This window comes from Roseateles aquae (assembly GCF_032337115.1).
Classification (GTDB): Bacteria; Pseudomonadota; Gammaproteobacteria; order Burkholderiales; family Burkholderiaceae_C; genus Roseateles_C; species Roseateles_C aquae.
In genome coordinates this window covers 293120-306841 of the sequence record NZ_JAVXZY010000001.1, presented here as the reverse complement: position 1 = coordinate 306841, position 13722 = coordinate 293120, and the positions used below count along the sequence as shown (strand labels likewise).

The 13722-nt window shown below is 63.6% G+C and carries 9 protein-coding genes, 1 tRNA gene and 1 pseudogene; 7 read left to right on the top strand and 4 right to left on the bottom strand.

Annotated elements, in window-relative coordinates; translation table 11 throughout:
* The first annotated feature begins 61 nt into the window (after positions 1-61).
* Complete coding sequence (locus tag RQP53_RS01385) at positions 62-1318, top strand: pyridoxal-dependent decarboxylase, exosortase A system-associated (RefSeq protein WP_315648179.1); 1257 nt, start codon at positions 62-64, stop codon at positions 1316-1318.
* Between the two features lie 166 nt (positions 1319-1484).
* Here the strand turns inward: RQP53_RS01385 and RQP53_RS01380 are convergent.
* The 3 genes from RQP53_RS01380 to RQP53_RS01370 all read right to left on the bottom strand — a co-directional run bounded on the left by RQP53_RS01380 (position 1485) and on the right by RQP53_RS01370 (position 3078).
* Positions 1485-1574 (bottom strand) — tRNA-Ser (locus tag RQP53_RS01380).
* A 97-nt stretch (positions 1575-1671) separates the two neighbouring features.
* Positions 1672-2589 (bottom strand): SPFH domain-containing protein, encoded by a 918-nt coding sequence (locus tag RQP53_RS01375; RefSeq protein ID WP_315648178.1) that lies wholly within the window; start codon positions 2587-2589, stop codon positions 1672-1674.
* A gap of 54 nt (positions 2590-2643) precedes the next feature.
* The gene (locus tag RQP53_RS01370) at positions 2644-3078 is read right to left on the bottom strand and encodes an NfeD family protein (RefSeq protein WP_315648177.1); all 435 of its coding nucleotides are present in this window, start codon (positions 3076-3078) and stop codon (positions 2644-2646) included.
* 176 nt (positions 3079-3254) lie between these two features.
* On the opposite strand from RQP53_RS01370, the gene RQP53_RS01365 reads away from it, so the two are divergent.
* On the top strand, positions 3255-5513 hold the full coding sequence (locus RQP53_RS01365) for an Orn/Lys/Arg family decarboxylase (protein WP_315648176.1): 2259 nt from the start codon (positions 3255-3257) through the stop codon (positions 5511-5513).
* Positions 5514-5793: 280 nt separating this feature from the next.
* On the opposite strand, the gene fabI is transcribed toward RQP53_RS01365, so the two are convergent.
* The gene (gene fabI / locus RQP53_RS01360; RefSeq protein ID WP_315648175.1) at positions 5794-6573 is read right to left on the bottom strand and encodes an enoyl-ACP reductase FabI; all 780 of its coding nucleotides are present in this window, start codon (positions 6571-6573) and stop codon (positions 5794-5796) included.
* 303 nt (positions 6574-6876) lie between these two features.
* On the opposite strand from fabI, the pseudogene rimP reads away from it, so the two are divergent.
* The 5 genes and pseudogenes from rimP to truB form a co-directional block, all read left to right on the top strand.
* Positions 6877-7383: pseudogene (gene rimP / locus RQP53_RS01355) on the top strand (ribosome maturation factor RimP); the annotation flags it as partial.
* Between the two features lie 173 nt (positions 7384-7556).
* Complete coding sequence (gene nusA / locus RQP53_RS01350; RefSeq protein WP_315648174.1) at positions 7557-9035, top strand: transcription termination factor NusA; 1479 nt, start codon at positions 7557-7559, stop codon at positions 9033-9035.
* Between the two features lie 57 nt (positions 9036-9092).
* Entirely contained in the window at positions 9093-12101 is a 3009-nt protein-coding gene (gene infB / locus RQP53_RS01345) for a translation initiation factor IF-2 (RefSeq protein ID WP_315648173.1), read from the top strand.
* A 144-nt stretch (positions 12102-12245) separates the two neighbouring features.
* Entirely contained in the window at positions 12246-12629 is a 384-nt protein-coding gene (rbfA, locus tag RQP53_RS01340) for a 30S ribosome-binding factor RbfA (protein WP_315648172.1), read from the top strand.
* 57 nt (positions 12630-12686) lie between these two features.
* Complete coding sequence (gene truB / locus RQP53_RS01335; RefSeq protein WP_434064055.1) at positions 12687-13697, top strand: tRNA pseudouridine(55) synthase TruB; 1011 nt, start codon at positions 12687-12689, stop codon at positions 13695-13697.
* Positions 13698-13722 lie beyond the last annotated feature (25 nt).

Below are 13722 nucleotides of genomic sequence, written 5' to 3'. Positions count from 1 at the left end.
CCTGACCCCAAATCCTCACTGATTTCCAAGCGCTGGTGTATCCACCGGCAAGAGGCCTGATATGTCCGATTCCGAGTCCCCCGTCGTCAAGCGCCTGCCGGTGCATGAGGCCATGTCGCAGTTCCCCGTGGTCAACGGCGAGCTGGCTGTTGGCGGTCAGCCCCTCTCGCTGTTGGCGGCGCGGGTCGGCCAGACACCGTTCTATGCCTACGACCGCGGCCTGCTGCGCGAGCGGGTGGCGCAGCTGCGTGCGGCGCTGCCCAAGAGCGTCAAGCTGCACTACGCGATGAAGGCCAACCCGATGCCGGCCGTCGTCGGCCTGATGGCTGGTCTGGTTGATGGCATCGATGTCGCCTCGGCCGGCGAGCTGAAGGTGGCACTGGACGCCGGCGCCGATCCGGCCGAGATCAGCTTTGCCGGCCCGGGCAAGCGCGATGCCGAGCTGCGCCAATCGGTGGCGGCGGGCGTGCTGGTGAACGTGGAGTCGGCGCGCGAACTGCCGGTGCTGGCGGCGGCACAGGCCGAGCTGGGCCGTCAGGCGCGGGTGGCGCTGCGCGTCAATCCCGATTTCGAGCTCAAGGGCTCGGGCATGAAGATGGGCGGCGGGCCCAAGCAGTTCGGCGTCGACGTCGAGGTGGTGCCTGAGGTGCTGGCGCAGATGGGTGCGCTGGGCCTGGCCTTTGAAGGCTTCCACCTGTTTGCCGGCTCGCAGAACCTCAAGGCCGAATCGATTTGCGAGGCACAGCAGAAGTCCTACGAGTTGGCGTTGCGCCTGGCGGCTCATGCGCCATCGCCGGTGCGCTTTCTAAATCTTGGTGGCGGCTTCGGCATTCCCTATTTCCCCGGCGAGACACGACTGGACCTGGCGCCGATTTCGGCCAATCTGGCGCAGCTGGCCGAGCGGCTGAAGACCGATCTGCCCGAGGCCTCCATCGTCATCGAGCTGGGCCGCTATCTGGTTGGCGAGGCCGGGGTCTATGTGACGCGCATCGTCGACAAAAAGGTCTCGCGCGGTCAGGTCTATCTCGTCAGCGATGGGGGCTTGAATCACCATCTGTCAGCCTCGGGCAACTTTGGCCAGGTGCTGCGCAAGAACTACCCGGTGACCATAGGCAACAAGGCCGCCAGCGCCGAGCGCGAGCAGGCGTCGGTGGTGGGACCGCTGTGCACGCCGCTGGACCTGCTGGCCGACAAGATGGATCTGCCGCGTGCCGAGATCGGCGATCTGGCCGTTGTGTTCCAGAGCGGTGCCTACGGTGCCAGCGCCAGCCCGCAGGCCTTCTTGGGCCATGCGCCGGTGGTGGAGGTGCTGGTCTAAGCCCTGCTCAAAGGGCGAGCCAGCCAGCCGCCGCCGCAGCAGCGGCTTTTTTGTGTCTCGGCACTCTGATGCGTGGCGAGCTTGGTGCCCAAAAAACAAAAAAGCCTCTGGCGCGAGCAAGAGGCTTTGCTTGTGCTGACATGGATGGTGTCAGCCTGTGTGCTTCTGGCGGAGAGGGCGGGATTCGAACCCGCGGTGGGGGTTAGCCCACACACGCTTTCCAGGCGTGCGACTTAAACCGCTCATCCACCTCTCCGAAGCCCGCCATCATAACCCAGTTTTTTCTGGCTTCCGGAAAGGTGTTGAGAATTTTGCAGCGAAACGCGGCGCGTCGAGAGCAGAGCCCTGTGCCATCAGGGCTTGCCGGCGCCGCCCTTCATCAGCGCCATGGCGGTGCCGATCAGGCCTGAGACTTCGCTCATATTGCCGGGCACGATCATGGTGTTGTTCTTCTGTGCCAGCTGCGCATAGGCGTCGACGGCTTTCTCCGCGACTTTCAGCTGCACCGCCTGCTGGCCGCCGGGTTGCTCGATGGCGGCGGCAATCTTGCGGATGGCATCGCTGGTGGCGTCGGCCACCGCGGTGATGGCAGCGGCCTCGCCGAGGGCTTTGTTGATCTCGGCCTGCTTCTCGCCTTCGGAACGGGCAATCGCTGCCTCGCGCTCGCCGGTGGCGATATTGATCTGTTCCTGGCGGCGGCCTTCGGAGGCGGCGATCAGCGCGCGCTTTTCGCGCTCGGCGGTGATCTGGGCCTGCATGGAATGCAGGATGGCGGGCGGCGGGGTCAGGTCTTTGATTTCGTAGCGCAAGACCTTGACGCCCCAGTTCAGTGCCGCTTCATCGAGCGCTTCGACGACCGAGGTGTTGATGATGGCGCGCTCCTCAAAGGTGCGATCCAGTTCCATGCGACCGATCACCGAGCGCAGCGTCGTTTGCGCCAGCTGGGTGATGGCGACGATGTAATTCGATGAGCCATAGCTGGCGCGCATCGGGTCGGTGACCTGGAAGTAGAGGATGCCGTCGACGGTGAGCTGGGTGTTGTCCTTGGTGATGCAGACCTGGCTGGGCACATCCAGCGGGATTTCCTTCAAGGAATGTTGGTAGGCGAGGCGGTCGACAAAAGGCACCAGGAAGTTCAGCCCCGGCGTCAACGTGGCGTGGAACTTGCCCAGGCGCTCGACCACCCAGGCATGCTGCTGAGGCACGACCTTGACCGAGCGGGCAATGAAGATGATGACGATCAGCACCAGCACGGCGGCAATGATTTCCATGGAGCTTCCCTCTTTGTGATTGATCTTTGAATGAATAGGCGGCGCTGCAGCCGCTCAGACGGGTGCCAGCAGCAGGCAGCTGCCCTCGACGGCGCGAATGATGTGGCGGCCCGGTGCCGGGCTGTCTTCGCCGGTAAAACGCACATTCCATTGCGCGCCGCGATAGAGCACCCGGGCGGTGCCATCGGCCGACCAAGTGTCGACGCTGACGATCTGGCCGATGTCCAGATTGACATCGGGATTGGCCTGTGCGGGCGGCTGCGCCCGCAAGGTCTTGATGCGCTTCAGATGCCAGAGGCTGGTGGCGCAGCCGCCGACCAGCGCAGCCAGCAGCATCTGCAGGCTGAAGCTCAAGCCCAGGTGGGCGGCCAGCGCGCCGGCGGCGGCACCCAGGGCCAGCATCAGCAGGTAGAAGGTGCCGCTCAATAGCTCAGCAGCGACCAGCGCGCCGCAACCCATCCACCAGAGTGTTGAAAGTCCCCATCCCATCTTGATCGCTCCTCGCTGTTTTGTTTGATTTGAGTGTATCGCTCAGCTTCGTGACGCTAGTCGTACACAAGCCGTTCTGTTTGTGCGACAAACAGCAATTGCTGCTTGCACTGTCAGCCGCTAGCCCTACACTTCGCGCCTTTCCAATTTCTTGCCCTGTTCCCGGAGGCATTTACATGCTGCGCTTTCGCTTCCCCATCGTCATCATCGACGAGGACTATCGCTCCGAGAACACCTCGGGTTTGGGCATTCGCGCCCTTGCCGACGCCATCCAGAAAGAGGGCTTCGAGGTGCTGGGTGTGACCAGCTACGGCGATCTGAGCCAGTTCGCCCAGCAGCAAAGCCGCGCGAGTGCCTTCATCCTGTCCATCGACGACGAGGAATTCACGCCCGGGCCGGAGCTGGATCCGGCGGTGTTGAATCTGCGCAAGTTCATTGAAGAGATCCGCTTCAAGAACGCCGACATCCCGATCTACGTCTATGGCGAAACGCGCACCTCGCAGCATCTGCCCAATGACGTGCTGCGCGAGTTGCATGGCTTCATTCATATGTTCGAGGATACGCCGGAGTTCGTGGCCCGCCACATCATCCGCGAAGCCAAGAGCTATCTCGACGGCCTGGCGCCGCCGTTCTTCAAGGCGCTGATGGACTATGCGCAGGATGGTTCGTACAGCTGGCACTGCCCGGGTCACTCCGGCGGTGTGGCTTTCCTGAAGAGCCCGGTGGGGCAGATGTTCCACCAGTTCTTCGGCGAGAACATGCTGCGCGCCGACGTCTGCAATGCGGTCGAGGAACTCGGCCAGTTGCTGGACCATACTGGCCCGGTGGCTGCGTCGGAGAAGAATGCGGCGCGCATCTTCAATGCCGACCACTGTTTCTTCGTCACCAACGGCACCTCGACCTCCAACAAGATGGTCTGGCACCACACGGTGGCGCCCGGCGATGTGGTCGTGGTCGACCGCAACTGCCACAAGAGCATCCTGCACTCCATCATCATGACCGGCGCGGTGCCGGTGTTCATGACGCCGACGCGCAATCACTACGGCATCATCGGCCCGATACCCGAGAGCGAGTTCTCGCCGGAGAACATCCGCAAGAAGATCGCCAAGAACCCGCTGTTGAAGGGTGTGGACGTCAAGAAGGTCAAGCCGCGCATCATGACGCTGACGCAGTCGACCTACGACGGCGTGCTCTACAACACCGAGACCATCAAGCAGAAGCTGGACGGCTGGATCGATACCCTGCATTTCGACGAGGCCTGGCTGCCGCATGCCGCCTTCCACAATTTCTATGGCAGCTACCACGCCATGGGCAAGAACCGGCCGCGTCCGGAAACGGCCATGGTCTATGCCACGCAGTCGACCCACAAGCTGCTGGCCGGTCTGTCGCAGGCTTCGCAGGTGCTGGTGCAGGACTCCCAGAAGGTCAAGCTGGACAAGCATTTGTTCAACGAGGCCTATCTGATGCACACCTCGACCAGCCCGCAGTACTCGATCATTGCCAGCTGCGATGTGGCCGCCGCGATGATGGAGCCGCCCGGCGGCACCGCGCTGGTGGAGGAGAGCATCTCCGAGGCGATGGACTTCCGCCGTGCCATGCGCAAGGTCGACGAAGACTACGGTCAGGACTGGTGGTTCAAGGTATGGGGGCCGGACAAGCTGGTCGAAGAGGGCTATGGCAAGCCGGCGGACTGGATGCTCAAGGCCAATGCCAAGTGGCATGGCTTCGGCAATATCGCGGCCGGCTTCAATATGCTGGACCCGATCAAGTCCACCATCATCACGCCGGGGCTGGACATGAGCGGCAAGTTCGCCAAGACCGGCATTCCGGCCAGCATCGTCACCAAGTTCCTGGCCGAGCATGGTGTGGTGGTCGAGAAGACCGGCCTGTACTCCTTCTTCATCCTCTTCACCATCGGCATCACCAAGGGCCGCTGGAACACGCTGCTGACGGCGCTACAGCAGTTCAAGGACGACTACGACAAGAACGCGCCGCTGTGGCGCATCCTGCCGGAGTTCTGCGCCGCCCAGCCGCGCTATGAGCGCATGGGCCTGCGCGACCTCTGCCAGAGCATCCACGAGGCCTATGCCAAGGGCGATATTGCGCGGCTGACGACGGACGTTTACCTGTCTGAACTCGAGCCGGCCATGAAGCCCAGCGATGCCTTCGCCCATATTGCCCATCGCCGCACCGAACGTGTGGCGATCGACAAGCTCGAAGGCCGGGTGACGACCTCGCTGCTAACGCCTTACCCGCCCGGCATTCCGCTGCTGATTCCGGGCGAACGCTTCAACAAGAAGATCGTCGACTACCTGAAGTTCACCCGCGACTTCAACGAGCGCTTCCCGGGCTTTGCCACCGATGTGCACGGGCTGGTGGAAGAGAAGGGCGAGGACGGCAAGTCGCGCTACTTCGTTGACTGTGTGGCTGAATAGACCCACCCCCTACGCGCTGACGCGCGCCCCCTCAATGGGGCGAGTCCGTAGGCCCGGCGGAGCCGGATCCTCGGACTCTGCTGGATGAAAAAACGGGACCGTTGAGGTCCCGTTTTTCCTGGTGAAGGCAGAGCTCTTGACGTCTTCGGTGATTGAGCTGTGGCCTTGAGTCGCCCGCCGGGCCGCCCCAAGGGCGACTCCCACGAAAAAAGGCGCCGGTCAATCCGGCGCCTTCTTGCATCCCCTCGGGGGATCGCCCAGGTAAGCCTGGCCGAGGGGCTTACTCTCCGGCCAAGGCGACGTGGCTGAAGCCGCCGTCGACGTAGGTGATCTCGGCACTGACGCCGGCTGCCAGGTCGGACAGCAGAAAGGCGGCGACGTTGCCGACGTCATCGATGGTGATGTTGCGGCGGATCGGGGTGTTGGCGGCGAACTGGGTCAGCAGCTTGCCGAAGTCCTTGATGCCGGAGGCGGCCAGGGTCTTGATCGGGCCGGCCGAAATGCCGTTCACGCGCACGCCGCGGGCGCCCAGCGAATAGGCCAGGTAGCGCACGCTGGCTTCCAGCGAGGCCTTGGCCAGGCCCATGGTGTTGTAGTTGGGCACATAGCGTTCGGCGCCCAGATAGGACAGTGTCACCAGCGAGGCGCCGGTGCGCAGGCGCGGGGCAGCTGCCTTGGCCATGGCCGGGAAGCTGTAGGCCGAGATATCGTGAGCGATACGGAAGTTCTCACGCGACAGGCCGTCAAGAAAATCACCGGCAATCGCTTCGCGCGGTGCAAAACCGATCGAATGGACGAAGCCGTCAAACTCCGGCCAGTGCTCGCCCAATTGCTGGAACAGGGCATCGATCTGCGCGTCGTCGGAAACATCGCAGTCAAATACCAGTTTCGAATTGAATTCGGCGGCAAACTCGGTGATGCGATCCTTGAAACGCTCGCCCACATAGCTGAACGCCAGCTCGGCGCCTTCGCGATGGCAGGCCTTCGCAATGCCATAAGCGATGGATCGGTTGGACAGCACGCCCGTGATCAGCAATCGCTTGCCTGCGAGAAATCCCATGTCTGCTCCTTGGTACCAGTGTTCAAATCAGCGTCGGATTCTCGCACGCTGTGTCTGAAGAGCAAGCCGGGTTCTTGCGGGCATGGTGCTTGCATAGTACAATCCTGGCTTCGCTGAAAAGTGAAAAACAACCTGACGATCTGTCTCACTGCTCCGGCTTAGGCCGAGGCGCCTCGCGGCGCTGCAGTAGGGGTGGGTTGTAAAAATGGGCGGTTCATCCAGCCCATTTTTTTTGCTTGAACGCTCTTTGTACGATTTCGTATCCACTGCAGAACCTCCAGAGAATTGGTAGACACGCCCCGCATGACAAATTGGCAAGCCGCTGTTGAAAAAACCGTGACCGGTCTGGGTTACGAGCTGGTGCTCTGCGAACGCAGCGCCGGGGGCTTGCTGCGCGTGGCGATCGACAAGCTGGCTGAGCAGGCGCTCGCCGGCGAGGTGATCACGGTGGATGACTGCGAGCGCGTGACGCGCCAGTTGCAGTACGTGCTGGAGGTCGAGGGCTGTGATTACCAGCGTCTGGAAGTCTCGTCGCCGGGCGTCGATCGCCCGCTGAACAAGCCCAGCGACTACGCCCGCTTTGTCGGTGAGGAAGTCGAACTGACGCTGCGCGAGGCCTTCCAGGGGCGCAAGAAGTATCGCGGCGTGCTGGCCGCGGCTGAAGACGCGGTAGCCGAGGCGGCTGCGCAGGCCACGGCCTGGCGCCTGATCTTCAGCGATGGCAAGAATGATCATGCATTGGATTTCACGCTTGACGAGGTGCGCGGCGCCAAGTTGGTGCCGGCGCTGACCTTCAAGGGTCGGGCGGCTCTGGCGCAGCGAGCTGCCGGCGTGGCAGGCAATGCAGCAGGGAATGCGATAGATAAGGCGGCCAAGGCAGCTGGCAAGACTTCGACAGCGAAGAAAAAGCGCAGCAACGCCAAGGCCCGGCAGACCGTAGAGGCTGCCACTGAGGATGACAAGGTTGACGGAGGTCTCGATCAATGAACCGCGAACTGTTGATGCTGGTGGACGCCATCTCGCGCGAGAAGAGCGTGGAGCGCGATGTGGTGTTTGGTGCCGTCGAAGCGGCACTGGCTTCGGCCACCAAGAAGTTGTATGGCGGCGAGGTCGACATCCGCGTCGCCATTGACCGCGATTCCGGCGAGTACGAGACTTTCCGCCGCTGGCACGTCGTGCCCAATGAGGCCGGCCTGCAAAACGCCGATGCTGAAATCCTGCTGTTCGAAGCGCAGGAGCAGATTGCCGACATCGAAGTCGAGGATCACATCGAGGAGCCGGTCGAGTCGGTGCCCATCGGCCGCATTGGTGCGCAGGCCGCCAAGCAGGTCATCCTGCAGAAGATCCGTGATGCCGAGCGTGAGCAGCTGCTGAACGACTTCATGGCCCGCGGCGAGAGGATTTTCGTCGGCACCGTCAAACGTCTGGACAAGGGCGACATCATTGCCGAATCCGGTCGCGTCGAAGGCCGCCTGAAGCGCAGCGAAATGATCGCCAAGGAAAACCTGCGCACCGGCGACCGCGTCCGTGCCGTGATCCTGGGCGTCGATCCGACCCAGCGTGGCCCGCAGATCATGCTGTCGCGTTCCAGCCCGGAATTCATGAAGGAGCTGTTCGCTCAGGAAGTGCCTGAGATCGAGCAGGGCCTGCTGGAGATCAAGAGCTGCGCCCGCGATTCGGGCAGCCGCGCCAAGATCGCCGTGCTGTCACACGACAAGCGTGTCGATCCGATCGGCACCTGCGTCGGCGTACGCGGTTCGCGCGTCAACGGCGTCACCAATGAGCTCGCCGGCGAACGCGTGGACATCGTGCTGTGGTCGGAAGATCCGGCCCAGTTCGTCATCGGCGCGTTGGCCCCGGCCAATGTGCAATCCATCGTCGTTGACGAGGAACGCCACGCCATGGACGTCGTCGTTGACGAGGAAAACCTCGCCATCGCGATTGGCCGTGGTGGCCAGAACGTGCGGCTCGCTTCCGAGCTGACCGGCTGGCGCATCAACATCATGTCGGCTGAGGAATCGGCCGCGAAGCAGGCTCAGGAGTCTGAGTCGGTCCGCAAGCTCTTCGTCGAAAAGCTCGACGTCGATGCCGAAGTGGCCGACATCCTGATCGCCGAAGGGTTCACCAGCCTGGAAGAAGTGGCCTATGTGCCGATGCAGGAAATGCTGGAAATCGAGGCCTTCGACGAGGACACGGTCAACGAGTTGCGCACCCGAGCCAAGGATGCGCTGCTGACCATGGAAATTGCCCGTGAGGAAAAGGTCGAGGAGGTCTCCCAGGATCTGCGCGATCTGGAAGGCATGACGCCTGAACTCGTGGCCAAATTGGCCGACGGCAATATCCATACCCGCGACGACCTGGCCGATCTGGCCGTCGACGAACTCGTTGAACTGGCCGGCATGGACGAGGCAGATGCCCGCGCCATGATCATGAAGGCCCGCGAACACTGGTTCACCGCCTGAGCGGTAGCAAAGCCCCAGTTCATTCGCACAGCAGATTAAGCATTTAAGGATCCACACATGGCTGTGACTACCGTCGCCCAGTTCGCTGCAGAGCTCCAAAGGCCTGCAAGCACACTGCTTGAGCAGCTGCAAGCAGCGGGCGTCAAGAAGGCGTCTACCGATGACGCCCTCAACGAGGCCGACAAGGAAAAGCTGCTCGACTACCTGCGTACCGCGCACGGTACCGGCGGCGCCGACCGCAAGAAGATCACGCTGACCCGCAAGTCGACCAGCGAGATCAAGCAGGCCGATGCCAGCGGCAAGGCACGCACCATTCAGGTTGAAGTGCGCAAGAAGCGCACCTTCGTCAAGCGCGACGATGCCAGCGGTGTCGACGAGGCCAGCGCGCAAGCGGCTGAAGAAGCTGAACTGCAGCGTCGCGAAGAAGAAGCCCAGGCCCAGGCCGAGGCGTTGCGCGCCCAGGAAGCCGAGCTGGCGGCCCGCGTCCGCGAACGTGAAGAGCAGGAACGCCTGGCTCGTGAAGCCGAGGAACAGCGCCGTCAGGAACGTCTGGCTGCTGAAGCCCGTGCTGCCGAAGCCGCTGCCGCTGAAGCTGCCGCCAAGGCTGCTGCCGAAGCCGCCGCCAAGGCCGCCGCCAAGTCCGATTCGCAAGCCGCCTCGCGCGCCGCTGCCGACGCTGCCAACAAGGCGCTGGCCCAGGGTTCGCGTAAGCCGCAGGTCGCGGCCGCGCCAGCCCCCGCGCCCGCTCCAGTCGCTGCCGCACCGGTCGAAGCACCGGCTGCGGCGCCTGCAGCACCGGCCGCTCCGGCTGCGCCTGTCGAACCGCCCAAGCCGCAGCTGCGTGTGATCAAGGCCGTCGATGTTGGCGCCGAAGAGAAGCAAAAGCAGGTTGATCTGGAGCGCCGCCGCAAGGCTGCCGAGGCTGAAGCCGCCGCCATTCGCGCGATGATGAACGCACCGAAGAAGGTGCTGGTCGCGAAGAAGGAAGAGCCCAAGCCCGAGCCTGCCAAGGAAATCAAGGGCACCATCCACAAGAAGCCGGGCACGCCGGGCGCACCCGCCGCGCCGGGTTCGGCCACGGCCGCCAAGCCGGGCGAGAAGAAGTCCGTCAAGAGCGAGAAGCTGTCGTCCTCCTGGGCCGACGACGCCAAGAAGCGCGGCGCGGTCAAGGGCCGCACCGATGCACCGGCCGGCGCTCGTCCGGCAGGCTGGCGTGCGCCCAAGGGTGGCCCGGCGGGTCGTCGCGGTGATCGCAATGACCGCGGTGGTCAGTCCTCGAACTTCGTGGCGCCGACCGAACCGGTGGTGCAGGAAGTCCATGTGCCCGAGACCATCTCGGTGGCCGATCTGGCCCACAAGATGTCGATCAAGGCGTCGGAGCTGATCAAGCAGCTGATGAAGCTGGGCCAGATGGTCACCATCAACCAGCAGCTGGATCAGGAAACCGCCATGATCCTGGTGGAAGAAATGGGCCACAAGGCCTTTGCCGCCAAGCTGGACGATCCTGATGCCTTCCTGGAAGAAGAGGGCGCCGCCGCCGAGCAGCAGCATGAACTGCTGCCGCGCGCACCGGTGGTGACCGTCATGGGTCACGTCGACCACGGCAAGACCTCGCTGCTGGACTACATCCGCCGTGCCCGTGTGGCCGCAGGCGAAGCTGGCGGCATCACGCAGCACATCGGCGCCTATCACGTCGATACGCCGCGCGGCATGATCAGCTTCCTGGATACCCCGGGTCACGAGGCCTTCACGGCCATGCGTGCTCGCGGTGCCAAGGCCACCGACATCGTCATCCTGGTGGTGGCGGCGGATGACGGCGTGATGCCGCAGACCAAGGAAGCCATCCACCATGCCAAGGCAGCGGGTGTGCCCATCGTCGTGGCGATCAACAAGATCGACAAGCCGGGTTCCAACCTCGAGCGCGTGAAGAGCGAGCTGGTGGCTGAAGAAGTCGTGCCGGAAGAATTCGGTGGTGATTCGCCGTTCGTGCCGGTGTCGGCAAAGACCGGTGAAGGCATTGACGCGCTGCTGGAGCAGGTGCTGCTGCAGGCCGAAGTGCTGGAACTGAAGGCGCCCAAGGATTCCATGGCCAAGGGTCTGGTCATCGAAGCGCAGCTGGACAAGGGCCGCGGCCCGGTGGCCACGGTGCTGGTGCAGAGCGGTACGCTCAAGCGCGGCGACATCGTGCTGGCCGGCTCGACCTATGGCCGCGTGCGTGCCATGCTGGACGAAGACGGCAAGCCGACCCAGGCTGCCGGCCCTTCGATCCCGGTGGAAATCCAGGGTCTGACCGAAGTGCCGCAGGCCGGTGACGAATTCATGGTGCTGGGCGACGAACGCCGCGCCCGTGAAATCGCCACCTTCCGCTCGGGCAAGTACCGCGACGTCAAGCTGGCCAAGCAGCAAGCCGCCAAGCTGGAAAACATGTTCGAGAACATGGCTTCCGGCGATGTGCAGAGCCTGCCGCTGATCATCAAGGCCGACGTGCAGGGCTCGCAGGAAGCACTGGCGGCCTCGCTGCTCAAGCTGTCGACCGACGAAGTCAAGGTGCAAATCGTGCACGCCGCCGTTGGTGGCATCAGCGAGTCGGACGTCAACCTGGCGATCGCTTCCAAGGCCGTCATCATCGGCTTCAACACACGTGCCGATGCAGGTGCGCGCAAGCTGGCCGAAGGCAACTCGGTCGACCTGCGCTACTACAACATCATCTATGACGCCGTGGATGAGGTGAAGTCTGCGATGGCCGGCATGCTGGCGCCGGAACAGCGCGAAGAAGCGCTGGGCACCGCCGAGATTCGCGTTGTCTTCGTGGCTTCCAAGATCGGTACCGTGGCCGGTTCCATGGTCACCTCGGGCCTGGTGCGCCGTGGTGCCAAGTTCCGCCTGCTGCGCGACAACATCGTCATCTACACCGGCGAGGTCGACTCGGTCCGCCGCGAGAAGGACGATGTCAAGGAAGTCAAGGAAGGCTTCGAGTGCGGTATCAAGCTCAAGAACTACAGCGACATCGCCGAGGGCGATCAGCTCGAATTCTTCGAAATCAAGGAAGTGGCCCGAACGCTCTAAACAGCGCTCCCCAGTCGCTTCAACGCGGTCGATGCCCTCCAGGCTGCCCAGGCAGCCGCGAGGGCCACACCCAGGCGGAGCGTCAACAGACGAACCCCGCCTTGCAGTTCAGGCGGGGTTTGCCTTTGGAGGCTTGGAAGATTTATGCGACATAAACGTGCGATACCGAACCGGTCCTTCCGGATTTCCGACCAGATCCAGCGTGATCTGGCCGAGTTGATCCGTGATCTGAAGGATCCCCGTGTTGGCATGGCCACCGTCAATGCGGTGGAAGTGACGCCGGACTACGCCCACGCCAAGGTGTTCTTCTCGGTGCTGGTCGGCGATCCGGTCGAATCCGAGGCGGCGCTGAACGAGGCGGCCGGCTTCCTGCGCAATGGTCTGTTCAAGCGCCTGCAAATCCACACGGTGCCGACGCTGCATTTCCATTACGACCGCACGATCGAGCGCGCGGCCGAGATGAGCAGCCTGATCGCACGCGCCAATTCGGTCCGCGCCAAGGACGACGAGGACAGCCGCGAGGACTGAAGGCTAGGCCTTCTCGCCTGAACTCATCCCAAGCCGCAACACAAAATCGTGGACCCATTGACCAGCACGCCGACCGCCGCCACGTCTCCAGCCGAGACGAAGGCCGGCGCACGCCCGCCGCGCCAGCGCATCCAGCGCCGGCCGCTGCATGGCGTGCTGCTGTTGGACAAGCCGCTGGGTCTGTCCAGCAACGACGCGCTGCAGAAGGCCAAATGGCTGCTGCGGGCGGAGAAGGCCGGCCATACCGGCACGCTGGACCCGCTGGCCACCGGCCTTTTGCCGCTATGCTTTGGTGCAGCCACCAAGTTCAGCCAGGTCAGCCTGGACGCCGACAAGGCCTATGAGGCGACCCTGAAGCTCGGCCAGACCACGACCACCGGCGATGCCGAAGGCGAGGTGCTGGACACCCAGCCGGTCAGTGTGACAGCCGAGCAGATCGCCCAGGTGCTGGCAGGCTTCCTTGGCCTGATCGAGCAGAAGCCGCCGATGTACTCGGCGCTCAAGCATGAAGGCCGACCGCTGTACGAGTATGCCCGCGCCGGCATCGAGATCGAACGGCCCTCGCGGCAGGTGACGATTCATTCGATTGACATGCTGTCCTGGCAGGCTGACGAGCTTCGCATTGCCGTGCGTTGCAGCAAGGGCACTTATATCCGCACCCTCGGGGAAGACATTGGCCGCCTGCTGGGCTGCGGCGCGCATCTGAGTGCGCTGCGGCGCACCGCCAGCGGGCCCTGCCAGATCGGCGAGGCCATCAGTTTGGACGCGCTGGCAGCGATGACCGAGGCCGAACGAGAAGACATGCTGCGGCCGCCCGACTCGCTGCTGCAGGAGTGGCCGGCGCTGCGCCTGGAGGCCAGCGAGGCGGCCCGGTTCCTGACCGGCTTGAGGCGGCGCTTGCTGCCACGGCCGGCAACGGATCTGCCCCATGTGCGGGTCTACGGACCCGAGCCGGGCGCCTTTCTGGGCAGCGGTCATGTCACTGCCGGCGAGTTGATCGCCGACCGCCTGCTCAGCCCCCAGGAAGTGCAGTCATTGTTGGCGCCCGCGCCTGGCCTGGCGGCCTGAAGTACAAGTTCTGAAGCGAGATTGT